This window comes from Colwellia sp. MB02u-9 (assembly GCF_014077085.1).
Classification (GTDB): Bacteria; Pseudomonadota; Gammaproteobacteria; order Enterobacterales; family Alteromonadaceae; genus Cognaticolwellia.
The window spans coordinates 36,340-61,690 of sequence record NZ_JACGVF010000102.1; the positions used below are offsets into that span (position 1 = coordinate 36,340).

The window sequence follows — 25,351 nt, forward strand, 5'->3', positions numbered from 1 at the left end:
GTCAGATGAATTATATTTTATTAACAGAGGCTAAATAAATGTGGTTAGTTAAGCTCGCTCTTCGTCAACGTTATACGGTTGGCGTATTGGTTATACTGTTGTTGCTGTTTGGCATTAGGTCTTTACAAAAAACATCTACTGACATTTTACCTTCAATTGATATTCCCTATGTCAACGTATTGTGGCAATACCCAGGTCTTAGTGCCTCTGAAATGGCGTCAAAAATTTCATCATTTAGTGAAATTGCCATCATGAATAACGTTGACGATGTAAAGCGTGTTCAATCTGAAAATGGTAATGGCTACTCGCTCATCCAAGTCAGTTTTCACCCCAGAGCAAAGTTAGCTGTTGCACTATCGCAAATTACCAGTGTCTCTCAAACCATTTTAAAGCGGCTACCAAAGGGAATGACCCCACCGTTAATAGTTAATTATACGACGTCAAGCGTACCTATACTTCAACTCGCCGTTTCTTCTCAAACGATGACTCAGTCTCAACTGTATGATTACGCTCGACTAACTCTAAGACGACAATTGCAGTCAATACCTGGCTTACGATTGAGCCTACCTTTTGGTGGAGCTCCTAGACAACTAATGGTAGATATTGATCCCGATAGATTACAGGTGCATGGACTAACAGCAAAAGAAGTAGCCATGGCTATTTCGCAACAAAACATTACGTTACCGACTGGTATTTTACGTGAAGGAAAAGTGGCCTTTACCGTTTCAACTAATGGGAGTCCGGAAGGTGTAGCTGAGTTTAAAGCTATCCCCATTAAATATAGCGAACATGGTCTAATTCAACTTCAAGATGTTGCAACGGTTCGTGATGGTGGCGCTGTTGCAACTAGTTTAGCTCGTGTAGATGGGCAAGCAGGCGTTATTGTTTCTATTTTAAAACTAGGGAATTCATCTACCGTAGATATCATTAATGAAATCAACCGTCGTTTACCAAACATACAAAAAGGTGCGCCTAAAGGCTTAACCTTAACGCCTATATTTAACCAATCTAAATTTGTTGTGGCTTCTAGAAATGCAGTGTTAATTGAAGCGGTAATAGTCGCCCTTTTAGTCGCTCTCGTCGTTTTAATTTTTATTGGCAGTGTTCGCAGCACAGCCATTGTGCTTACTTCTATTCCATTAGCCCTTTTAGCTTCTCTTACAGGGTTAACTTTTTTTGGTCACACATTAAATCTCATGACATTAGGAGGGTTAGGATTAGCAATCGGTATATTAGTCGATAATGCCTTGGTGGAAATTGAGAATATTAACCGCAACTTAGATTACGGCAAATCAATTCGACAAGCCGTAATTGATAGCGCCAAGCAGGTGGTATTTCCTGAGCTTGTTTCAACGATGAGCATATGTATCGTTTTAATGCCTATATTTTTGTTAAGTGGTACAAGCGCATACGTTTTTGAGCCTTTAGCCTTAGCGGTTCTACTCGCTATGATTGCATCTTTTATACTCTCAAGAACATTGGTGCCCATACTCGCATTTTTATTACTGAAAAATGAACGTGAAAATGTAAACCGAAATTCGTTAGTGCACAAAGTCCACATTAAGGTTGAAAAAAAATTAGACCGAATTATTGCGGTGCATTTATTAAACTTAAAGCGACTATTGAGTTGCCGCATCTTAGTACTCACTGGAGTGAGTATCGTGGCAAGTATCATATTAACTTCTTCGTTTATGATGCTTGGAAAAGACTACTTTCCTAAATCTGACGCGGGCGGAATTCGATTACACCTTAGAGTTGAAAATGGTGTACGACTAGAAGTGGCTGCAAAACAGTTTGCGAATGTTCATCAATTAATTAGAACGATAATCCCTGCTAACGAAATTCAGGCCATTGTTGAGAATATTGGACCTCCAGATGCTATAAATCGAACTTGGATTAGTTCTATGATTAGCACGTCTTCAGAAGGCGAGATATTAGTACAGTTAACCCCTGTTCATGCACCAACTGACCTTTATATTAGAAAAATCAGAGCTCAGTTAGCGTTACAATTCCCTGACTACCAAGTGCTATTTCGTCCTGCTGATATTATTTCCCAAACACTTAATGGCACTGCTAGTTCTGCCATTGAAGTAAAAATCACAGGCCGAGATATAAAAGGAAATTTACAGGCCGCCACAAAACTAATGAGCAAGTTAAAAAATGTTGAAGGTGTTGCTGATATTATCATTGATCAAGTTACGGCCTGGCCTGATATCAATCTCAATATTGATAGAATACTTGCAAAAAAACTAGGTGTGAATATGACTGACATCAGTCAGACCCTATTAGTGAGCCTAAGCTCGAGTGCAAACTTATTCCCAAACACATGGGCAAATAATGGCATCAGTTATATTGTTGCGGCTCAAGTTCCACCCTATCGTTTAGACTCGTTAAACACTTTGTTAAATACGCCAGTTAAAGCCACTAATTCAGCTCAGGGAACCGTATTATTAAAAAGCCTAGTGAGTGTAGAAAAACGCGCTCGACCTGCATTAATTAAACGGCAAATGTTAGCCCCGACAATCAGTATATTGATTAACGTTGATCAACGCGATTTGGGTTCGGTTTATACCGACATCACAAAAAACGTTGCGTCGACAAAGGCTACTCTTAAAGCTGGCAATAAAATCATTATTGAAGGGCAAGCAAAAGACATGCTTTTAGCCTACAGTGACTTGGCTACGGGTATGGTGATGGCTGCAATTTTAGTATTTCTATTGATGGTAATAAATTTCCAATCTTGGGCCTTGCCACTTGTGGCTTTAAGCGCAATGCCTATGGCCATTAGCGGCTCTTTGCTTGCCCTATTCCTCTCAAATACGCCGTTAAGTGTCTCCGCATTTATGGGCATGATTATGGTAATGGGAGTAACAACGGCAAATAGTGTTTTAGTTGTTAGCTTTGCCAGGGCTGAAATGCTTGCGGGAAAACTAGCAAAAAATTCAGCATTGTCTGCGATAAAGACAAGGTTTAGACCGGTAATTATGACAGCTATAGCTATGTTGGTTGGCATGATCCCCATGGCATTAGCATTGGGAGAAGGAGCAGAACAAAACGCTCCTCTTGCACGAGCTGTTATTGGAGGCTTAATTTTTGGCACACCAGCAACTTTGACATTAGTACCACTAATACTGAGCTTTCGAAATAAGCCAATGTTTCAAGATATCGAGGAAAACTAAAATGACAGAACATAAAATCAGACATAGCGCCCAATCTAAAGCCCAAGATTCCGTATTACATAAAGTAATGCACATCATTGCACTTATTGGCCTACTTATATTAACAACCTTAACGGTGCACGCAGAAACGAATCCTCCATCAAGTTATCAAACCGCCACGCTGACCAAAGTTTTGGATCAAAGAACGGTGAGTCTGCCAACCGTTTCACAGGCTAAACAAACGACAAAGTTACATTCTAGAGCCAGTGGTTATATCAAAGAACAATATGTAGAAATTGGTAGTGCGGTCAGTAAAGGCGATGTACTTGCAGTAATTGATGCTCCTGAGATTAAACTACAAGAGCAACAAATACTGGCTGACATTGAGTTTGGCAAAGCCGAGCATGAATTAAATCGATTAACGTTGAAACGAGCCAAGCAGTTAATAAAAGATAACTTAATTAGCAAAGCTGAATTAGATAGGTTGACCGTTCAAACAGAAAAATCAAAGGCTAAAATAGCAAGTTTGTTCGCACAAAAAGAACAAAACCAATTTCAACAGTCATTACTTATTATAACGGCACCATTTGCTGGCTATATTACAGATAAAAATATTGAGATAGGCGACATTGTCAATGGCGTTAACAATCAATTAGATAACTACCTTTATAAACTACAAAACATAAACGAATTGAAGTTAATCACCTATGTGCCACAAAGCGAAGTTAGTAAAATATCAATTGGAGATACAATCGACGCCACGTTTACAGGCTATGAGGGCATCTTTGTATCTGCGACCATTACTCGTAAGGCGCAAGCAATAAGTGTTTTATCCGGAACCATGCTTGTTGAAGCTGAGTTTGATAATCGCGAGCATAATCTACCAACCGGCCTTAACGGAACCATTTCCATTAATATTAATATTAATAACCAAAAGCTCAGACAACCTAAATGGCAAGCACCGTTAGCAGCGCTTACTTATCATAAAGGTGGAGCCGCGATTGCGACCGTAAACGAAAATAATATTCAATTTCAAAAAATAAACATCGTTTCACAATCAACCGAACGCTTTATATTTGTTAGTGAAATTCGTCCTAACAACACGGTGATACTCAACCCGAACGCCTTATTGGACTATATAACTCTCTGATATTTTAGATCTTGTACATCAATTATTTAAGTATTAGTTTAATAGTCCGTAGCCATAATGAACAATTTAAAGCCAAAAGCATATATTCTTGTAGCGATAGATTAATGTTGCTTTTGGTATCGAAACGAAATGATTTTAAAGGTAAATCAATCCAAAAAATGTCCGCTGAAGGCTCATAGTGACTGCTAGATATATTGATTCAGCTCTTAATTTATGACCGCTTACAGCCCAAAAGATGTCGATAGGTGCTAAAACCTTAGGTCTTCAAAGTGGCAAAAGTGAATGTTCAGATACGAGTCGTCAACGGCAGCTTTGAGCTTGCAGGAGGCATGGAACGACAACCTGATTACTTAACATCCTAACAGGCTCCTTAGCCACCAGGCTGTGTAAAAACTCTCAGAGTAAACTTTTTATGCGACGCTACGTGAATTAACAGGTGGTTTTACCTCAAACGTATTACAGAATTTAATCTACGGAGCCTTTTTACGTTGATATTATCCAATTACGTAAGTTCGAAATAGTTTTCACACAGGCTGCCACCACAGCGGTCATGCATCATCAAGGTTATAATGCTAACTTTGCTCTAAGCGTTAGTCGTCGAACCTAGACTTTGCAACTTGAGTAAAATCTGTCGTCGGGTAAACCAAAATATTTAATAGTCTGGCCTATGAGTAGACCTAAAGCCAAGAGGTTTGATTGCGTCCGTTTTCTTTTGATTTATACATCGCTATATCAGCTCGCTTTAGAAATGCACTGATGTCATTTCCTTTTATGATTTGAGTGCCACCTATACTTACAGTGACTCGTAATTCTTCTGAATCAATCAAAAGAGAGGAACTTTCAACAGCCGTACGTATGCGCTCAGCAACAATGATTGCTGAGTCAATATTGGTAGCAGGAAGAAGAAAGGCAAATTCTTCGCCACCAATTCGCCCCATCAGGTCATTTTCTCTAAGAGCCGTCTGGCTGACTTTACAAATAAGTTTTAATACTTCATCACCTACGTGATGGCCGTAAGTATCATTAAATTTTTTAAAATAATCCACATCCAACATTAATAACGATAAGGGTACCCCATAACGATGAGACCGCTTTATTTCAAGTTCCAAAGATACCATAAAAGCTCGCCTGTTGGTGATCCCAACTAGCCCATCGGTTGTTGCCAATCGTTCTAGTTCTTTTATATCTAGCTCAATATGGTCGGCCATTTCATTTAGGCTCAGACTTAGTGAGCCAATTTCATTTTCCACGTTTAGCTTGCAGCGAACTTGGTAATTCCCCTCGGCAATCATATGGGCATCGTGCTCTAGTAAAAATATTGGTAAAACGATTTTATTCCTCACATAAACAGCGATAACAAGCACTATAACTGTTGAAATAACGAGTAGAACAATGATATACCAAAAATATTTTTCTTGCTTAGCTTGAAGAGCAATTGACTCAGAAATCATTCTGTTCTCAACAGCTTCGAGAAATTCTTGAATAGGTTTCATGATCGCTATTTTCTCCTCCTTGTATTGAGTACTAAATAACAGTTTGGTCGCAAAAGCTGTATCTGGTTTCCCTTTAACAGTAAAGTCACCGCTTCCATCATCGTAGCGACCTTTCATTGCAGCAAAAGCCTGTCTCTCCAAATGGACTAATTTATCTGAAAGATTTTGTGATTTACGAAGAAGTAAAAACTCTTTCTCTAAAAACCCCATTTCGCTCATCAGTACCTGTAATGGAACTGGCTTGCCTAGATTAATTGCAGAGGTTCTATCGTCAGTCAGAGAGGTATACCAGTATGATGGTGGATATTTTATTGGTCGCGGAGCATCCCCGTTGCGGATGGCAAATATTTCAAAATAGAACTGTTCATATATTGCGTCGCCAGTTACTACAAATGTGCGAGCCATTCGTGTCAAATCATCAGAGCTTTGACGCAACTCATTGGCGAGATTATGAGAACGCACATAGTAACCTTCATTTTTAATTGACTGCTCTTCAAAAACGCCCATTAGTTGAAAAACAACATAACCATAGGTACTTAGTAATATCAAAAAGCCTAAAAATCCAATTTTGTTACCGGTGGAAATATTCATTAATACCTTCTGGGTTAATGTCGACCACTTTATAATTTTCTGTCTTGTTTATTACTCACTTATTATAGTTATTAAAATTAGTAATCGCTTGATTTTTTAGGTGAAACGTAAAAAAATAAACCATTCTATTAACTTCCACTAAACTGGGGCCGGACCTAATTGGGGGCACTAGCTGATCGTCTTCTCAGTTAAGTGAGAAAAGAACAATTTAAATCGACCTATATGTTCTAAACTCAGACAAAATTAATTTTGACTGCTAATCATCTAAAGCGAACGTGCACAGCCTGATAATTTTACTGTATGTTATGACCACAGTGTAGAAAATTAACATCCAGAGATAAAATACCACCGGCAGCAATGAGCTTGCAGGAGGCATAGAACGACAACCTGATTGCTTACCGCCCTAACAGGCTCTGAGCCACCAAAGAGGTCATTCACGTAATTATGATAATAGTTTAAATTACCTGCTACTAAATTTATCATGCTAGAATAATTTCATTAATTTAAATCAGTATGTTAGGTATTTTATGACAAAGCAATTTATGCTTATGGAGCCAAAAAATGAAAACTTCAATGAGCTAATAGGTGGCTCTAATAAATATATTGTCCCTAGATTTCAACGAGATTATGCTTGGGATATTGAGCAATGGGAAGATCTATGGTCAGATATCAACACTCTTGATAGTGAAGGCTCTCATTATATGGGGTATATTGTTCTTCAAAAAAAAGAACAATATCAATATGAAGTTATTGACGGACAGCAACGTCTAGTGACACTTTCACTTATTATACTGGCAGCAATGAAGTCAATAAAAGAAATGATTTCAAAAGGTGAAGATGAAGATCAAAACCAAGAAAGACTTACAGAAATTACAAAACGATTTGTAGGTAGTAAAAACTTTGTATCATTAGAGGTTATTAGTAAATTAGAACTAAACAGAAATAATAATAAATTTTACCAGAGAATTTGTTCAGATTTCTCCACCCCAAACGCACGGGGAATTACTTCTACTAATAAATTAATTAGAAAATGTTTTGAATTTTTTTGTAAAAAAGATTTCGGAAAAACAGGTGCAGAAGTAGCTCAATTCATAGAAGATTTTTCTTCAAGCATGATTTTTACAAAAATAATTGTTCAAGATGACTTAAACGCATATAAAGTTTTTGAAACATTAAATGCAAGAGGCGTACAGCTTTCCACTCCTGATTTATTAAAAAATTATATATTTTCAATCGTAAGTAAAAGTGACTTGATTGGCGAAAGTGAATTAAATGATCTTGATGAGCGTTGGGCTGAACTAATAGAGCAATTAGGTGAAAGTAATGTTTCTGATTTTATTCGATACCATTATAATTCACAGAATAAAATGGTTACAAAAAAAGAACTATTCTCTTCATTACGAAGGGTTGTTAACGAACCTACTACTGCTTACGAATACTTAAAATCATTAATAAGTTTTGCCCCTATTTACGCTTCATTAATTAATCCCGCTGATTCTTGGTGGTCAGAGCAAGATGTAAAATATAGAGAAGCTTTAAATTGCCTTGTCGGTATAAGATTATTTAATATAAAACAACCTTTAACAATATTATTAACTGCTTTTACTAAATACACTCCAGAAGAATTTGTTAAAACAGTTCAATATTTATACGTATTATCAATTAGGTATAACGTAATTTGTCATTTATCACCTAGCGAACAAGAAAATATTTATAATCAAATAGCGATGAAAGTTTCAAACAATGAATTTAAAAGAGCTAGTCATATAAAAAACAGTGAAGAGTTTAAAAGGCTTTATCCTGACGATAATACATTTTATAACGCATTTGAATACCATAGAATGCCAAGTAGACAAACAGCTAAAAAAATTCGCTTTCTTCTATCTGAATTAGAAAAACACTTAGGTAATAATTGTGATTTTAATAAAACTAGTCTTGAACATATATGTCCACATAATCCTGATGAAGAGTGGGGGCAATATTTTGGTGAAGGTGTAAATGATATAAAAGACCGCTTGGGTAATATGGTATTACTGGATAAAGATGATTTAAAGCGATCAAACTTTGATCAAAAGAAAAAAGCCTATGCCGAAACCGCCTATGGGTTATCAAATAAAGTAGCTGAATATAATACATGGGATTTAGATCAGTTAAATGAACATCAGAAATGGCTATCAGAACTTGCTGTAAAAACTTGGAAAGTTGGTTGATTAAATATTATTATTTATCTTCTACCAGTTAGCTTAAATCTTCACAGTTGATACTTATACATTTTTCTTCTCTGTGGAGAATATAGCATTTAGGTATGATACTGCCACAGGCAGCTTTGAGCTTAAACCTGCCCCACAAACGAGCAGTAGATTTCGGTTAGCATTACGCTGTATATGATAATGGTTTTGCTAAGGCTTAATGTCAGCTTTTGGCTAATTGAAGCCATAAAGTATTCGTGGATAATAATGTCTGCAAATTCAAAAAGCCGTCTTTACAAGCAAATATTATAACCATAGCAACTTGCCCAAACGGTTCTAAAGTATGATGTTTTATTGTCACAATATTCTGCTGAAATTATATGCCGTCTAAATTTGTATGTTACTTATGACCTGTTGCTTTTTCCAGAAAACACTAAAGAATTGGCATAGTAAGCATGTGAAGTATGATACTTCTTTGTCGACTTACAACAGTCCTTTTACTGTGAATTGTTATCGGTAGAGTGTACCGGTAAAGTAATTTAATAAAACGTTATCATTGGGAGCTTTTCAATATTTCACCTCCCATGATTATATCTTGTAATTTACTGATAATATCATCTAAAATTTGTTCAGGGGGAGCTGCTTCATTATTATTAATATCATGTTGTAATTCCAGTAATTCTTCATACAAAGAATCTACAGCGTGTAAACGTTCTAATCCACGATCAATGTTCCCCCATACATTTAATTCATCCCATGCCCAGTCAATATAGTGCCAAAGACTCTCGACAGAACCATGACCTGTTTTAGTTGCTACACGCTTTAGTATTGAACGATAATCCATATCCGTCATCAACTGCCTTGATTTACCTGTACCTTTCATAAACTCTTTAAAGTGAACTATAACTTCATATGTTATAAAGCGATGACGAAACATACTAAAGCAAGTTTGAATATCTTGGTATCCACTCAAAACAGCTAATCGGCTAAAGTCTTTTTCTAATGATGTTTTCTTGATATTACCTCCGTCATTTCCTAAAAACAAAGCCTCGCTGCCTTTTGTTTTATCTGGGAATGCTTCAATAAATTTACTTCTCGATGTTAGATAACGCTTAAATATAGCTGCATCCCTTATGGTGATAGGAAAGCGCCTCACAGGAGATGTTTTTCTCCTTCTTTTTTTAGTTGGTATTAATATTTCTTTTTTTAATAGAATGTTTTTATGTAAAACTACATCAATCTCAACCATCTCTGAAGGACGTAATCCAACTCTTTTCATCATCCAAATCATAAAACGTCGTCTTGAACGGATATATTCAAGTTCGATTTTATAAACATCAATATTATTTTTATATCGACGTAAACTATAATCAGACTGGGTTTCGATAAGGCTTAGCTTTTCAATTGTAAGTTCAATGTTTTCAATAATAGATTGGGCTATTGGCCTTTTAGGATCAGTACTTACATTTGGGGGCATGGATGAATGTTCAATGTAATCCTTATTGTTATACCTGTTCAGTTTATAATTAACCGTAATTTTAGGAGATGACTTCTTTTCTCCTATTAATAATTGTTTGTTTAAAGGGGTAAGGTTATCTTGGTACCATTCCAAAAACAAAAATACTCTCCCTAGTATTGTTCTGATTGTATTATTATTCCTAGCTAGTTCATGTGGAATAATTTCAGATGGCTCTTCTTGTAAATAAACTGAAAAATCATGAATGTAAGCATCAGTTAAGTTATCAAAAGGAAGGCGTTGGTGACTACAGAATCTAACTAAATGGCTCAGTTGTGATGCATAAGTTATTATCGTATCGCCTGTAGTTAATGGCGCAATATCTAAAAAATACATATTTATAGCTTCGCAGGGCCTACCATTACACCAACGCATAAATGGGAAGTTACTGATTGTTTGCTTGTGTATGCGTGATGAATTATTTGTACGAAGGACTGTACATGGTACATCAATATCTAAGCATGTATAAAGCTGGTGTTTATTCATCTTTCTTATTGTCTATAATACGTAAAATGGTACCAGTACCATCAGTTGGTCCTGGTGATAGCAAGTGACAATATAGAATGGTATGATCTTCTAAAATATTATTTAATTTAAGTAATGTCATATCGTCAATGTTTCTTTCTTTTGATAACATTCTCAATCTTTGAAATAAATCTAAATAAGCCTTAGAACGTTGAATATTTAGAAGTTCAACTTGGTGTAGCTTATTCATTAACTCATCATTAGCTCTTTTTTTATTAGCTAAATTATTTTTGTTGCTTCGATCTGATTTTTTATTATCTGTTAATTTACATAGTTTTTTCCGTAATCCGTCAATATACTCAAAGCCATCAACACCATCTTCACCTTTACTGAATATTTCTTCAGAAATTGATTTAATTGTATTTAGAGATAAGGGGGTTATATTATTTTTTTCATCTTTTAAATTAGCAAATTTCTTTTGACCTATTAAAGAGTCCGACAAAGATCTTGTTATATTCTTAGGATTTTCTAAGCCTCTAAGAAGAAGTTTCTCACGCTCAAGCAAGTTATCAATATTTGCTTTCTTTTTTTTATATGCACCAAGTTTATTAGCCATTTATCTCTTCCCTTAAAACAAATAGCACGTTGATTCCCAATGATTCTCGCTCATTTTTGCCTGTTATCGAATATGGTTCTAATGTAAATGCCTCTTCTTTTCTTAGTTCTTTGACATAATCCATCCACTCCATATCAGGAACCATAGAAAGAAACTTAACATTGAAGTGCTCAAGTAAATTTAGATACAATTTATCTAACTCTATGTTCTCACTAGCGTCACCGGTTTCTTCAAAATAAAGTAACCGGTCAATTGCATATTCAGCTTCAATTTCAGGAAGTTCTTCACCTGGGAATTCTCGTTCAATATATTCATATATATGGGATGCATCAGTATGGCCAGCAATCCATCTTGCAGCATCTAAAACATCAAACCTGCCAGACCAAAAAAGTAATAATAAAAACCACTTCCTCATTTCATGTATGCGGATATACCAACGTTTTCCCGTATCGTTCACAGGTAAATTCACGTAATCGCAGAAATTATTAAGATATGAAATTAGTAATGAACCTGAGATAGATTTTGATTTACCTAAAGAATTTGAAGGTAAATTAAATAATTTTCCTGAGTTTTTGTTTGTCACCCCGTAAGATCTTGATACACATTTACTTAGCCTCTGAAGTAACGTGATTGCAGTAGCTGTGATAGTGGGGATTGGTTTTTCTGTTATATCATTAAATTCCCCAACATTTTTTTTACCTAATTCAAACCTTAAATAATATCCGCCTCTCTTTTTGATTAGACAGTTAACATCTAAGTGTTGTACTTCTTCTCTTCTTGATGGTTTCAATAAACCGATACAAACAGTGCAAGCACCAACAAGTATATTGATTGCCTCAAAAAGACTAGGCTTATCTCGTATTTTATCATGAGTCAACTCGACTAAATAACGGGAATACATAGTTGTATCAATAAGCTCACCGATATTTAAATTATCTTTGTCATTTAAGTTTATATCTTCAAAAGCCACATTCTCTCTTGCCATTTCTACTCGGTATCTTTTTTTATGTTTATTTTCTTTTTTATATTCAATGAAATCAATTTGCCCAATCCATTGTTCAAATACCTGGATAATCGCATCACCATAACAGTTTACCCATTTCACGGAATTATTAAGGTATTTTAGTCCAATATCAATTGGTATGAACGGAGTATGTGAACCTGTTTTAGTTTCTTTGATTGACTTTTTTAGAGAAGATTTAGATGATAAAGACAAGGGGTCGGGAATTAGTTCTATATTATGGAGGTGGGTAGAAAGTAAAATATTAAAAGACTCTGAAATACTTTCAATAGTTTTTGTCGAAGATCGTAATCCACTAATGTTAGTTAATAAAGGAGTCTTTTGATCAGGATATTCGGTTTTTTGAATTATTGGTAATAACAAGTTTGAAATTTGATAGTCTCTTTCAAATTGTCTAAAAAAACTAGCAGATCTATTACTACCAGATAGAATTCCCATTTCCTCATCAATAAAAACAGATATTTTTTTTCTATTAATGTATTTAAAACCTGCAAAGGTACCTGATTGAGCTCTTAGGAAATAATCATTATCCTCAAGCCATTCAATAACTTCATTCCTATATTTTATATTCAAATTAAAAAAATCGCATGAGTTTAATATTTCAGGAGAAATACCAGATGAAGATTTCTGTATTTTTGAAATAAATCTAAAGGGAATGTTTAGTGTGTAAAACCACCCCCCAATAGCTAACTCCATAAACAGTGAATCTAAATCATTTTGAGATATAGCCTTAAACCCGTATCTCTGAGGATTAAATCGTTTATCATTTAACACAAGCCATTTAGAAAAGTTCAATAATTGTATGACAAAGTCAGCCCAACGTAATAAACCGTAAATTTTTCCTGTTCTTCCGCTACGTACAATAAAGCTTGTTTTTTTGATAACTAATAATAGGTTCGTATATTTAGGCTCTGTTAATTTACACCCGTCAGAAAAAGTGATATTAAAATTTATATTTTTTGTGTTTTTCCACTTACCGTCTATAAACTCTTCTCGCCCTTTATTAGTAGTAAACCAAAAATCATCATCAAATTCAGACAATAGCCAGTCAGCTGTAAAATCATCATTAGAAAAATTACAATCATTGTATGCTGTTTCCATTATCTGTCGGATAACTTCATTTTCACGTTTTTTATGTTGGTTGGACAAATTAGTATTATTTTTCATCGTCACTCCAGAAAGAATGAGATAAATGCATATTGTCAAATTTATCTAATATAATATCCTTTAGTTTTAGCGCCTTGCTATGAACTAACAGTAAGGATTCATAATCAATAATATCTCTTAGTGCTGGTGATATAGCATTAGTTTCGCATGCATGCTTTATAAACGAAGATAGGTTCATTAAGGCTTGAACTGAGTCAGATATTGCACTTGACTGATTTGTTTTGTCTATTTGAGGAATGTTTTTAAGTGTAAATTCATGGAATGCATATAAGTATGCTATTCCATTGCTACTTAAATTAATGTTAAGAACAGCAGCCTCGTTTTTAACTTTTTTATCTGGTAATTCAGAACTAAAAATATGAATTAAGTTAGCAATAGGGCTTGTACCTTTTTTATACTCAATAACTAATTGTGAAGTAAAGTTAATTAATTCATCCATTGTTGTAAAATCGGTAACATCTAATAGAAAATCTTCATCTTTGCACGCAAGAATAATCAAAGTATTTTGAAACCGTCTTATTATTCGAGTATTCCATTCCTCAATCAAAGAAGATGGAATATAGTGTTCTAAAACAACTCTATATGAATTACCAAGGCATTTACTCATTTCTTGGATAGAGCCAGTTTCAAACCATTTTAATACCCCCATTGTATTTCGTACTTTTCTTAAACTGAGGACTCCACGTGTTAAACCTGCTTTTTCAAGTTCAGGATACATACGAATTAAACTCCTTGATTTTTTACAAGTTAATCCGTCAGAAGTAGCTACCTTCATTTTTCCTACCTCTCCGCCATTTTGTTTACCTAAAAACAAGTATCTCCAGTCAGGGTTATTATTTCGTTTAAGAATATTTCTTAATGGTTGAGTTATATTTATAATGGATAATATTATTTTTTGAGATAAAAGTGTTAATACGGCACTTTTTCTCTTTGTTGCTCTAGGTTTATCAATACTAAAAATACTAATTTCATTGTCATCTGTAGTAATTAAGTGCATTTTTCCTTTTACACCAACTAGTTTTGCATCTTGCAGTGACATAGGGTTAAAGTTAGGATGCTCGATAGTCAATAGTGTGCATATTGCGGCTACATCAGCACCTGATAATACCCCACAAAAATGGTGAAAAACGCCTGGAGCATTCAGTATATTGAAAGCAGATGTTTTTAATGAAGTTACTGGGCTTAGTAGTAGAGATTGCTTATGATTAAAAGGTCTTGAGTGAAAATAAGGTAGCTTGGCTAAGGATTCATTAGAGATACAATCCGTATTATTACTTATTAATAACAATTTTCTTATTATTAATATCGTCCAAATACAACCTTCAGTACTTTCATTATTACAAATCAAACTAAATTTTTTGGGGGGATTATTCACCACCCTTCCACATGGTTCAAAGAGAGTGTTTATTTCAGAGTATTCAGTATGTTCTGTATATTTCTTAAATAAATTATTATCAGCGACTATTGCTTCCCAATGCTGTAAGCATACCGTTTTTAAAATGGAAACTTGGCGTCTAAGGCTAGCTTCAATCTTATCTAGAAACATTTCATCGTCTAAAGCAAAGCTTGTATCAATAAGTAATTTATCTAATGTTGAGGTTTTTTGTGGCAAAGTATTTTGTAATGTTTTCTTAAAGGTGGTTCTAGAAGACTCTTTTTGTAATTTTATGTTTGGTATTATAAGTCCTACCGGGATAACTCCATCATCGGTTAAAATATTTAAGAAAGCTGTTATTCGTGTATGCCAAATTTCAATTTTTGTTGATAATGTTGCTTTACTAAAATTATTGGCGCTTATATAAAAATTCAAGAATTCAAGAATTATAGATTGCCAATCTGAAGAACTAGTAGGGTTACTTATACCTTTATGTATGAAAAAGTATATAAGTGCCTTGCCATTGTTATGTATATACTGGGATTGAGTATGCACAGATTTACCTTGACCATTTCGACAAATGCTTCCACAAATATTATCTATAAGTTGAATATCTACATTTAAGTTAACAATAGATATATACCTATACATTGGTTTATTAATTTCACCAATGGTAAAAGTAATTTCATTATTTAAAATGGAATATTTCACAATTTATATCACAGAAAAAAGTGTCAAATGATAGGTATCAGGTATAGTGCATATTTTAAAATTAAACCACTAAATTTAAAGTGTATTTCAATGATTTTCATTAGTTGATACGTTCTGTATGTCCACAAAAGTTTAAGTTTAATGGAAGCGGTACGTTTACGAGTTCAAGATATCAATTTTGATTATCATTGCATTGAAGTCTGGAATGGAAAAGGGGGTAAGCATCGAACGGTTACATTAGCCCCTGAGTTAACTGAGGTGCTAAAAAATCAAATATCACAAGTAAGAGCTTATTACGTATTAGATATGAATAATGCTGACTACTCTGGGGTATATTTACCTTTTGCTTTAGCACGAAAATATCCAAGTGCAGCTAAAACATTTAATTGGCATTATTTATTTCCATCAAGTCGATTATCGCTAGACCCTGAAGTTAATAAGTTAAGACGGCATCATATAAACGAAACTGTTATTCAAAAGGCAATAAAAGTAGCGTCAATGAAATCAAATATAAATAAAAATGTAACTTGTCACACCTTACGTCACTCTTTCGCAACTCATCTACTTCAAAGAGGTGCAGACATTCGTACTGTGCAAGAACAATTGGGGCATAGCGACATTAGAACAACGCAAATATACACACATGTCATAGAACGAGGTGCAAACGGTGTTACAAGTCCATTATCGGCTTTAATATAAGCAGTTACAGCCTACTGGCTATGTTTTAATAATGGCTTTATGACTATTGAATAAAATTCAAATAAATGAACTGATAGGCCAGGCAAGTAACAATATCTTTTAAAAAAATTACGTTTTTATAATAAAGGAGGATATAACTGGATTTTGGATTTTGGATTTTGGATTTTTTTATTGCCAATTACATTTTACATTAAAATGCTAATTAGATTGAAATCACATATACAAATAAAATAAATTGGCGGAGTGGACGGGACTCGAACCCGCGACCCCCGGCGTGACAGGCCGGTATTCTAACCAACTGAACTACCACTCCGCGTATTTATTTCTGTAGATTTTAAAAGGATTTACAACCTTTGAAACAATTGGCGGAGTGGACGGGACTCGAACCCGCGACCCCCGGCGTGACAGGCCGGTATTCTAACCAACTGAACTACCACTCCACACATCTTGCTTCTGTAAATTTTGAAAGGACTTACAACCTTTGAAACAATTGGCGGAGTGGACGGGACTCGAACCCGCGACCCCCGGCGTGACAGGCCGGTATTCTAACCAACTGAACTACCACTCCACACATCTTGCTTCTGTAAATTTTAAAAGGACTTACAACCTTTGGATTAATTGGCGGAGTGGACGGGACTCGAACCCGCGACCCCCGGCGTGACAGGCCGGTATTCTAACCAACTGAACTACCACTCCACATATTAATCGCTGCTTTCAACACAACTCGTTGAATGCGGCGAGATAATACGGTTAAGATTCGATGCCGTCAACCAGTTTTTTTCATTCATTTGCTTATATGTCTAATTGATGAGCAATACGACGTTTTTAACAGCAAAAATCTATAATACAATACCATTAAGGAATTTTATTTACGCTTTTTACGTCGTATAAAAACAAACATCAATGCGGCAATTATGATCACTAAGGTGTTTCCGCCAACAATATACAAAAGTGTTGCTTGTTGTTGGTTGGCAACTTTAGCTTCTTGCATGGCTTTTACTTGCGCAAGCTTTTCAGCTTCCATTGCTGCATTAGCAATTGCTTGTGCACTTTTTTGCTCAGAGGTTAAATTATTAGACCCGCGGTTAACCGCTAATATACCTCCTTCGGGTAAGCGGTCAACATTAAAAGTAAACTCAGGTAATATTGCTTGAAACTCTCTGCCATTTTGAATATCACCAAACACCCCTACTTTTATCCGGTGCACTCCAGGCTCGGTAAAGGCAATTGTATGCGAACGGGTTAGGCCTTGCTCTTGCACTACAGTAAAAGGTTCTACTTGTTGATCGGGAAAAGTCACTTTACCTTGAATGAGAATACTGTCAGCTTTAACCAAACTATCATCAATAGTAAAGGTAACCAGATGTGTCTTATTTTCACCTTGGTTTGTCACTACTGATATGCTGATGGGGTTTTTCTGCACTACAATCGGCTTTTGTCGTAACTCTCTTGTGATCATAGGCATTTTAACAATATAAATAGGTTGCCACTCGCCTGGTGCAAAATCCAATTCAAATTCACCGGTAAACAAGCTGTCATTGGCACGTTCGTCTAAATCTCTGCCGTTATCATAAAATGAAGCTAATTGAATGGGCGCTGCGCCAAAATTGTCGAAGGCCGAGTTATTGGTACTAAAAAAATCAACATTAAGTGTTAATACGTCTTGAAATAAAGGGTCGTCAATGATCAAATCACCATTAAATAAGCGCGCTACCACTTTTAATGTTTCACCTTTTAGAATAATTTCGGGTAGTGGTGTCACTTCTAATCTAATTTCTGATACCACCATAATTTTGCTGTCGGCTTGTACCTGTCCTATCACTTGCCATGGACCAATCATCGGTGATTTTATCTTGAGCATATCGAAGGTTTCATCATCAAACCATTGCACTGTGTCTTCAGGGTAATTGTTGATGTTTAGTTTTGAACCATCGGGGCGGATAAGAATAATGGGTTTGGCGCCACTGCGGCGATAAAATATCAGTGTTACTTCATCGAGTTGTTCGTCAATACGAAAGCGATTGTCAAAATAAGGAATTTGATTGGTGGCGCTATCATCAACATATTCAATTTCAGCGCCTATTTGCTGTGCATTTGCGCTTAGGCTGAACATTAGTGCCATTATCACCCTAGCACAGCGTGCTAGGAATAATGGTTTGGTGTTAAACAAAGCTATTTTTGCTTTACTTATTTTTGTCGTCTTTATTTCAGCCCTGATTATTTCAACCCTACTTATTTCGACCATAGTGGCGCAGCCCCTTTGTCATTAACAATAACTAAACGTTTTTCGTGCTCAGCTAGTTCATCGGCAGTGGCAACCAAAACCTTTAATTTTTGGTGATTACTATTAACTCTGCGAATGGCGTTGGCATCTTCTCCTTGGCTATCACCTGATTGCAAGTTCAACGTTGCCTGTTTGCGGGTCATTTCAATGTAAACAAACGCCAGTAACTGCGCATCTATTAACGCACCGTGGTAAGTACGGTCAATTAATTTATCAACCTTATAAAAACGGGCTAAATAATCTAAGGTCTTAGGTGAGCCAAATTCGTCTTTGGCTACTTTTAAGGTATCGGTAATACTACAAATATCGGTTGTTTTAGGCAGGCCTCGCACCATCGAAAACTCATGGTCCATAAAACCAACATCAAACTTGGCATTATGAATAACTAAACGAGCACCTTTAATAAAATTAACAAAATCTTGGCTTACTTGCTCAAACACTGGTTTGTCACGTAAAAATTCGTCGGTTAACCCATGAATATTAATAACTTCTTGGTCCATAACCATTTGTATGCCGCGCACCGTTGGCTTGACATAAACGTGAAAATTTCTGCCAGTTAGCTGACGGTTGATCATTTCTACACAACCAATTTCAACAATACGGTGTCCTTCACGAGGGTTAAGACCTGTGGTTTCTGTATCCAGTATGATCAGCCGTTCGTCTTGTGTATTTTGTTCAATCAATGTCTAACCCTTTAATTTTTTGTCATGCCTGTTTTTACATGGTGGTATGAAGGCTTTTAATGTCACTTTTCAGGTAAAGCTTCAGGAAATTCTGCAATGTTAATGGTAAGTCTTTTACTCAATAAAATATAGACAATCGCGGATATTACCAACGAACAATGTACTAGCAACCAGGTTATCGATTGAAGTTGCCAAATAAAATAGCCTAAAACCCCAATAAACAAATCAAAAGTTAACGCTACAATGAGCAATACCTTACATTTTCGCCAACAAATACGCACCCAAGCTTGCGCTTTAGGTCGGCGTAAACTTAAAATAAGTACAATAAACAAGCCAATAACACCTGAAGCTAAATTTAAATAAAACAGTGCAGTTTGTGGAAAAACCCACTGAATCATACCCACGTGATCACGCATATTAGTCACTGACATGATCCAAATAATATAGGCACGCAATATAAACAGTAAAATAATGTAAATACCGGGTGCTAATTTTAAGCAGTCAAAACTATCAAAGTGTTTTGGTAAAAAGTGCGCGTAATATTTAGCTGACATAAAGCATTACTTATCACTAACGTTTTGATTAGTGTTTGTTGTATTACTGGCCTTTGCATGCCTAGCAACAGACTCAAGCTCCAAATACTTTTGCCCTAAAGTAATCGCTTTGACTGCTTTTGAGCGAAATTCGCGGTTGTACAAAGTATAAACAACAAATAAGCTGGCTATCATAAAAATTAATGGATGAAAAAACCAACATAAAGCAGCAATAGAGAAATAATAAGAGCGTAAACCGTAGTTATAAGAATGAGCCGCTTGGTCTTGCACTACGGCCATTTGTTCAGCATATTTTTTCAAGTTTTCATTCTCACCACTTTGGTCAAACGGACAAGCGCCAATCATGACGTTCACAAAACCATATTGGCGCATTGACCAAGTAAATTGAAAAAATGACAAAACAAAAATAAACGTGAGCAAACTGAGCTTTAATTGGATCATGACATGATTAGGAAAGCTAGCATATGGAATTGAGCCAATCACTGACTCAAGTCGCTCTACTTGAGCAAACAATGTTAAAACACCCGCTAATATTAACAAGGTAGAAGAAGCAAAAAAGGAAATATTACGTTCTAAATTAGCGAGTAAGGCGGCCTCACTCACCCGAACATCACGACCAATAATTTCATACATCCAATAAATTCTATGTTGATGCAAGCATCTTGCAACACAGTTGGTTGTTTTTGCTTTTTTACGTGCAAATCCGGTATACCCCACCCAACAAATAAAAAAACAGCAAAGCGCGATAACATCAAGCAGAGAAAATGGCATAGTAATTACAAAGACTTATCATTTTTAATAAAGATGAAGTTATTATGCTCTACAATTTTTTAAGATTCGAGCAATTATTCATTAATTATTCATTAATTCTTCATAATTTCTGAATAACTTTTATATGATAATATCAATTGAAATAACGAATGAGGTTACTTGGCGTTATACTAAAAAAAGCTAAAAAATAGGATGGTAAATTAATCGTGTTAACAAGTAACTAGCTAATAAAAACCGCTTTAGCAGCCAAATTAATTGCAACCTAAATAAGTACCTCGACGTTAAACCTAAGGTAAACTTAAGCAAAACCTAGCCCACTGAATCCCGATGGCAAAAGGTATATATTACTCAATTAACCGATTGACACACTGGCTAGCAATTTAGTCTAAAAATTTTGTACTTTTATTTATCATAGCCACACAAGCCCATTCAACTATTGATATAGCGCCGCATAATTAGCACCGAAAAACATGAACCAACATAGCAAAAAGTCATCTACCAAACGACTCTCTATCGCAATAAAATCAAACTACGAACGGCCAAGTTTGTTCATCAAACCTAGCTATGCTTAGCTTAAATAAGCCTCATAATTCGTCTCATCAATAACACCATAAATAGCGTCATAAGTAGCCATATAAATAAGGCCATATTTTTATATGGCTAAAGAAACCATCATTAAAAGAGTTTTTTTCTACCAAAACAGAAGTTTACATTGCCATTGTTTAGCAAATTTGTAACAATTTGTTAAAAGGAATTCTCGTTAACGTAGAAATTATTACGTTAAAATATAAAATAATAAAAAGATTGGAGTGGTAAATTTGAAATTTAGTATTCGTGGCCTATCTGCACTCGCCAGCGCATTTATACTATTTATACAGCCTAGTGTTGCTCAAGAAAACACCGTAGAACTGGCACAATTAAATATTCCCCATGTCGACCTTAAGTTAGAAATTGACGGTAAGTTAAATGATGCTATATGGCAGCAAGCCCTTGATGTATCGCTTGATATTGTTAACAGCCCTTGGAACAATAAATCTAGCCCAGTTTCAACAAGCGCAAAAATTGTTGAAAATGGTGATTTTCTCTACATCGCTTTTATTGCCCAAGATCCTAACCCTGAATTAATTCAAGGATTTTTAGGTGACCGCGATACTCGCTGGAGAGATGACTTAGTCGGTTTTAAATTAGATACTTACAATAATCGCCGTTTAAACTACGAGTTTTTTGTTAATCCACACGGCGTACAACATGACGCTATTTTCAATGAAATGACCGGCAGTAAAGACGAAGCCTGGGATGGTATTTGGCAATCTGCTGGTAAAATAACGAAAACCGGCTATCAAGTTGAAATTGCGATTCCCTATCATATTTTAAATTTTGACGACAATGATGATGTTAAAACTTGGGCAATGGAGTTAGTGCGCTTATACCCACGTGATACACGTTTGCGGATATCACACATTGAACTTGATCGTGACGATGCTTGTTGGTTATGTCAAATCCCAGAAATAACCGGATTTAAAGACGCTAAAGCCAGCAAAAATATTATGATCACGCCAACATTAGTCGCTAGTAAAAGCGAAAGTCGTGAAATATTTGCGCCAACAACAGATTGGCAAAGTGAAAACGATATTGATGCCGGTTTAGATCTACGTTGGGGCATTAATGCCAACACCTTATTAAATGTTACCGTCAACCCAGATTTTTCTAATGTTGAGTCAGATGCCGGCCAGTTAAGTGTTAATAAAACCTTTTCATTATTTTATGATGAAAAACGTCAGTTTTTTGTTGAAAATTCAGAATATTTTTCCAGTAACTTTGATCTTGTCTACACGCGAAACATTGCTGATCCCGAATACGGCGCCAAACTAACAGGCACCCAAGGCCAACATAGTTATGGCGCATTCATGACCAATGATACGCAAACCAATATTATTCTGCCTGGTAATACTGGATCAAGATTAATTTCATTAGATGAAAAGAGTGAGTCAGGGGCAATAAAATATCGCTATGATGTTAACGACGATTTATCTCTTGGTGTTATTAGCACGTTACGCCAAACCGATAGTTATCATAATTTTGTTTCAGGACTTGATTCAAAATATCGTCTAAATGACTCAAACTCATTCCAAGCACAAATATTGGTGGCTGATACTAAAGACTCAGCACAATTTACCGACAGCGGCCAAGCAGAAAACTTTAACGACCATGCCTTTAAAATTCAGTATGAACATGATTCTGAATATTGGCAGGTGTTTTCAGAACACCAAGAAATAGGCACAAAATTTCGTGCTGATTTAGGTTTTATGCCACGTGCTGATTATCAAAAGAGTAACGTGTTGGTTAATCGCTTTATCTATGGTGAGCCTGACAGTGCTTGGCAAAAAATGAAGTTTGCTGGCCAATGGCAAATATTACACAATGAAAACGGTGAGTTATTGGAGCGCTCAGTCTCTTCAAGCTTCAGTATCGATGGCCCAATGCTATCACTGTTTGATGCAATGCTGGTTAGCGCTGATAAAATTGGCTTACGCCGTCATGAACTAGATTTTAATTTACCTATTGATAACAGCATTGACGGTAACACCCAGCGTTTCCAAGAAAATCAGCTCGTTATCTATGGTTATATTCAGCCAACAGCGCAATTTTCCACTGAGCTTGAATTAACCATTGGCGATAAAATTGATTATGTTAATGACCGACTGGGTGATATTACAGCACTTTATGGCTACATAAATTATAATGTTAATAAACATTTAGAGTTTGAGTTCTCGCACACCTACAGTAATTTAGAGGCCGACAATGCCAACGTGTTTACCGAAAACTTAACTGAACTTCGTGTTTCATATCAGTTTAATATTTATAGCTATTTGAAATTAAACGTTGTTTACACCGATATTGACTTCAACCTAGATAATAATCCCAGCGCCTATTCAGTAAAAAATAACAACTTATCAACACAGCTAATTTATGCTTATAAGATAAACCCACAAACCGTATTTTATTTGGGCTATTCTGATAATAGTTATCAAGATGATAGATTGAAAAACTTAACGCGAGATCAACGTACCATTTACAGTAAAATTAGTTATGCATGGTTGCCATAAGTATTAAGACTAGCAACTTAAATTAATTTTAATCACATCAGCTATCAGTGTAATCAATAACAAAGTAAGCGCTTGATTACGCTAATAACTTACAGTGAAAAAAGATTAATGCCTATCCCTAGCCTGCCTTGTGCCTAAAGGCAGGTAATTTTAACTTTTGTCGTTCAGTACTCAACCAGTATTCGAGGCTGTTTCATAATATCAGTGGTTTTAAGCAACTGTCTGCTCAGCAGTGTTGGTGCTGCTTATTTTACTCTCAGTATCAATATTAGTATCATTAACGACAATTGTTGCTGAAATTTTATCATGAATAGCCTGTCGATTAGGGTCCCAAAATATCTGAGCAAAGCCAAGTAAACCTGTGGCTATGCCAGCACCATAACCACCATAACGCCCAAAACTGTCCCATATTGATAACGGCGTGCCATCAAGCTGGATCACTCTAATACTAAACAGCTTTTTGCCCGGTGTTTGGCCATTCCAAAGTGCGGTAAACATAGTGAAATAAAATGCTGCCCAACCAAAACCTAGCCCCAGATCTTCGACTAAACCTTGTAACCAAGCAAAGCCTTTATATACCGATGAACTCGACGGAACAGCAACCGTAGGTTTATTTTTATCTATTTCGCTTGTGGTATTACTTTGTTCAGCGCCAGTAAACGCAACTTTTTTCTCAACTTTGTCTTTAATCAATGGCGGCTTAGTCTGAGCAGCTAAAGGTAATTGTTCAAGTTGCACACTTAACTGGGTTATTTCTTGCTGACTTAAACGGCTTTGCTTAGCCACACGTTCAAGTAAGTCAGCATTAAATTTGTTAATTTCTAGCCTCGAGGCTGTTTGCTCACTATAGGCCGATGATAAACTTTCACACAACTGCAGCCAACATGGATAATCAACACAGTCAGTCTGAGAAGTTGCAACGCCTGCAGCTAAGGTGAGTGCGGCTTTGATAAAATCATTATCCTCTGAGACATTAGTGTTTGCTTCAGTCATATTTTCTGCATGGCTTTGTATTTTATTACTCGATAATGTACCTTGGCTCTGCCCTGCTTGCTCAACATCATGATTAAAGGTCTCTAATTTAGCAAAGAGCTTGGGTAAGATATCAATCAAGACGACGAAAACAATTAACGCCGCAAAAACACGTAAAATTATTTTGCTTAAAGCACGTTTTTTAGCCAATTTATTACCACGTTTTCTACTGCCCAGTTTAAATAACGTTATCGCCACCAAAAAAGCCAATAACTCGCCCGGAGCACCACTTAACAAAGCGACCAAACACAAATCTACTAACAGTGCCATGCCTCGGCGCCACGGCACAGCTAATGATATACCAAACAGCGACTTATCAATTTTAAAAGCCAGTGGTGTTAATATTTCACGCGTTTCTTCATCAGACAATTTTTTTACTTGAATTTTCGCCATCATTGAAATCTCTTTGTGATACTTTATTAAGTAACTTATCCAAAACTTAGTTTATAAATTACCTACCACCCTTGTCCATCTGTACCTTGGGGGCTTACTGTACTTTAGCTATCTGTAAATAAATTAAATATCTTAATATCAATGAGTTGATTTCCGCCTAACTATTACAACAGCGATATAGATGACATAAAGCTATACTCAAGTATGCAAAAAATCCACATCTAAGACTCATTAGTTAGGTATCTATTCCTTTTTTGCATATAAGATACCGAAATATCACTTCTTTTTCTGCCATAAAGGGTTAACCTACTTGCAATAGTGTTAACCTACTTACAATAGTGTTAATGAACTGAAATAGCTTTTGGTGATTAACACG

General features: G+C 35.7%; 14 protein-coding genes, 4 tRNA genes and 1 pseudogene. 5 read left to right on the top strand and 14 right to left on the bottom strand.

Annotation, left to right across the window (positions count from 1 at the left end; translation table 11 throughout):
• Positions 1-38: 38 nt before the first annotated feature.
• Together H4J65_RS17685 and H4J65_RS17690 are read left to right on the top strand one after the other, a co-directional pair.
• Positions 39-3,179, top strand: a complete 3,141-nt coding sequence (locus H4J65_RS17685; RefSeq protein ID WP_182198999.1) for an efflux RND transporter permease subunit — start codon at positions 39-41, stop codon at positions 3,177-3,179.
• A 1-nt stretch (position 3,180) separates the two neighbouring features.
• Complete coding sequence (locus H4J65_RS17690) at positions 3,181-4,308, top strand: efflux RND transporter periplasmic adaptor subunit (protein ID WP_182199000.1); 1,128 nt, start codon at positions 3,181-3,183, stop codon at positions 4,306-4,308.
• A gap of 677 nt (positions 4,309-4,985) precedes the next feature.
• Here H4J65_RS17690 and H4J65_RS17695 read toward each other — a convergent pair.
• On the bottom strand, positions 4,986-6,392 hold the full coding sequence (locus H4J65_RS17695) for a GGDEF domain-containing protein (RefSeq protein WP_182199001.1): 1,407 nt from the start codon (positions 6,390-6,392) through the stop codon (positions 4,986-4,988).
• A gap of 527 nt (positions 6,393-6,919) precedes the next feature.
• Here H4J65_RS17695 and H4J65_RS17700 point away from each other — a divergent pair.
• Positions 6,920-8,602, top strand: a complete 1,683-nt coding sequence (locus tag H4J65_RS17700; protein ID WP_182199002.1) for a DUF262 domain-containing protein — start codon at positions 6,920-6,922, stop codon at positions 8,600-8,602.
• Between the two features lie 532 nt (positions 8,603-9,134).
• Here H4J65_RS17700 and H4J65_RS17705 read toward each other — a convergent pair.
• The 4 genes from H4J65_RS17705 to H4J65_RS17720 all read right to left on the bottom strand — a co-directional run bounded on the left by H4J65_RS17705 (position 9,135) and on the right by H4J65_RS17720 (position 15,452).
• Positions 9,135-10,433 carry a tyrosine-type recombinase/integrase gene (locus tag H4J65_RS17705; RefSeq protein WP_182199003.1) on the bottom strand — a complete coding sequence of 433 codons (1,299 nt, stop codon included), beginning with the start codon at positions 10,431-10,433 and terminating at the stop codon, positions 9,135-9,137.
• Between the two features lie 142 nt (positions 10,434-10,575).
• A complete protein-coding gene (locus H4J65_RS17710) occupies positions 10,576-11,178 on the bottom strand; it encodes a hypothetical protein (protein WP_182199004.1) in 603 nt (200 codons plus the stop codon).
• Complete coding sequence (locus H4J65_RS17715; protein ID WP_182199005.1) at positions 11,171-13,366, bottom strand: hypothetical protein; 2,196 nt, start codon at positions 13,364-13,366, stop codon at positions 11,171-11,173. Before H4J65_RS17715 ends, H4J65_RS17710 begins: the two co-directional genes overlap by 8 nt.
• A complete protein-coding gene (locus tag H4J65_RS17720) occupies positions 13,356-15,452 on the bottom strand; it encodes a hypothetical protein (protein ID WP_182199006.1) in 2,097 nt (698 codons plus the stop codon). The genes H4J65_RS17715 and H4J65_RS17720 overlap by 11 nt, the downstream gene beginning before the upstream one ends.
• 132 nt (positions 15,453-15,584) lie before the next feature.
• Between H4J65_RS17720 and H4J65_RS17725 the strand changes: the two are divergent.
• Positions 15,585-16,151 (top strand): annotated as a pseudogene (locus H4J65_RS17725) (integron integrase); the annotation flags it as partial.
• A gap of 236 nt (positions 16,152-16,387) precedes the next feature.
• Here H4J65_RS17725 and H4J65_RS17730 read toward each other — a convergent pair.
• The 8 genes from H4J65_RS17730 to H4J65_RS17765 all read right to left on the bottom strand — a co-directional run bounded on the left by H4J65_RS17730 (position 16,388) and on the right by H4J65_RS17765 (position 20,443).
• A tRNA-Asp gene (locus H4J65_RS17730) sits at positions 16,388-16,464 on the bottom strand.
• Between the two features lie 50 nt (positions 16,465-16,514).
• A tRNA-Asp gene (locus tag H4J65_RS17735) sits at positions 16,515-16,591 on the bottom strand.
• Positions 16,592-16,642: 51 nt separating this feature from the next.
• A tRNA-Asp gene (locus H4J65_RS17740) sits at positions 16,643-16,719 on the bottom strand.
• 51 nt (positions 16,720-16,770) lie between these two features.
• Positions 16,771-16,847 (bottom strand) — tRNA-Asp (locus H4J65_RS17745).
• Between the two features lie 169 nt (positions 16,848-17,016).
• Entirely contained in the window at positions 17,017-18,273 is a 1,257-nt protein-coding gene (locus H4J65_RS17750; protein ID WP_182199008.1) for a TIGR03503 family protein, read from the bottom strand.
• Positions 18,274-18,383: 110 nt separating this feature from the next.
• Positions 18,384-19,118 carry a DNA polymerase III subunit epsilon gene (gene dnaQ, locus H4J65_RS17755; RefSeq protein WP_220460855.1) on the bottom strand — a complete coding sequence of 245 codons (735 nt, stop codon included), beginning with the start codon at positions 19,116-19,118 and terminating at the stop codon, positions 18,384-18,386.
• A 62-nt stretch (positions 19,119-19,180) separates the two neighbouring features.
• Positions 19,181-19,672 (bottom strand): DUF2919 family protein, encoded by a 492-nt coding sequence (locus H4J65_RS17760; protein ID WP_182199009.1) that lies wholly within the window; start codon positions 19,670-19,672, stop codon positions 19,181-19,183.
• 6 nt (positions 19,673-19,678) lie between these two features.
• Positions 19,679-20,443 (bottom strand): DUF599 domain-containing protein, encoded by a 765-nt coding sequence (locus H4J65_RS17765; RefSeq protein WP_182138417.1) that lies wholly within the window; start codon positions 20,441-20,443, stop codon positions 19,679-19,681.
• An 818-nt stretch (positions 20,444-21,261) separates the two neighbouring features.
• On the opposite strand from H4J65_RS17765, the gene H4J65_RS17770 reads away from it, so the two are divergent.
• Positions 21,262-23,550 (top strand): carbohydrate binding family 9 domain-containing protein, encoded by a 2,289-nt coding sequence (locus tag H4J65_RS17770; protein ID WP_182199010.1) that lies wholly within the window; start codon positions 21,262-21,264, stop codon positions 23,548-23,550.
• A 210-nt stretch (positions 23,551-23,760) separates the two neighbouring features.
• Here H4J65_RS17770 and H4J65_RS18135 read toward each other — a convergent pair whose 3' ends face one another.
• A complete protein-coding gene (locus H4J65_RS18135) occupies positions 23,761-24,978 on the bottom strand; it encodes an RDD family protein (RefSeq protein ID WP_259367656.1) in 1,218 nt (405 codons plus the stop codon).
• Positions 24,979-25,351: the final 373 nt, after the last annotated feature.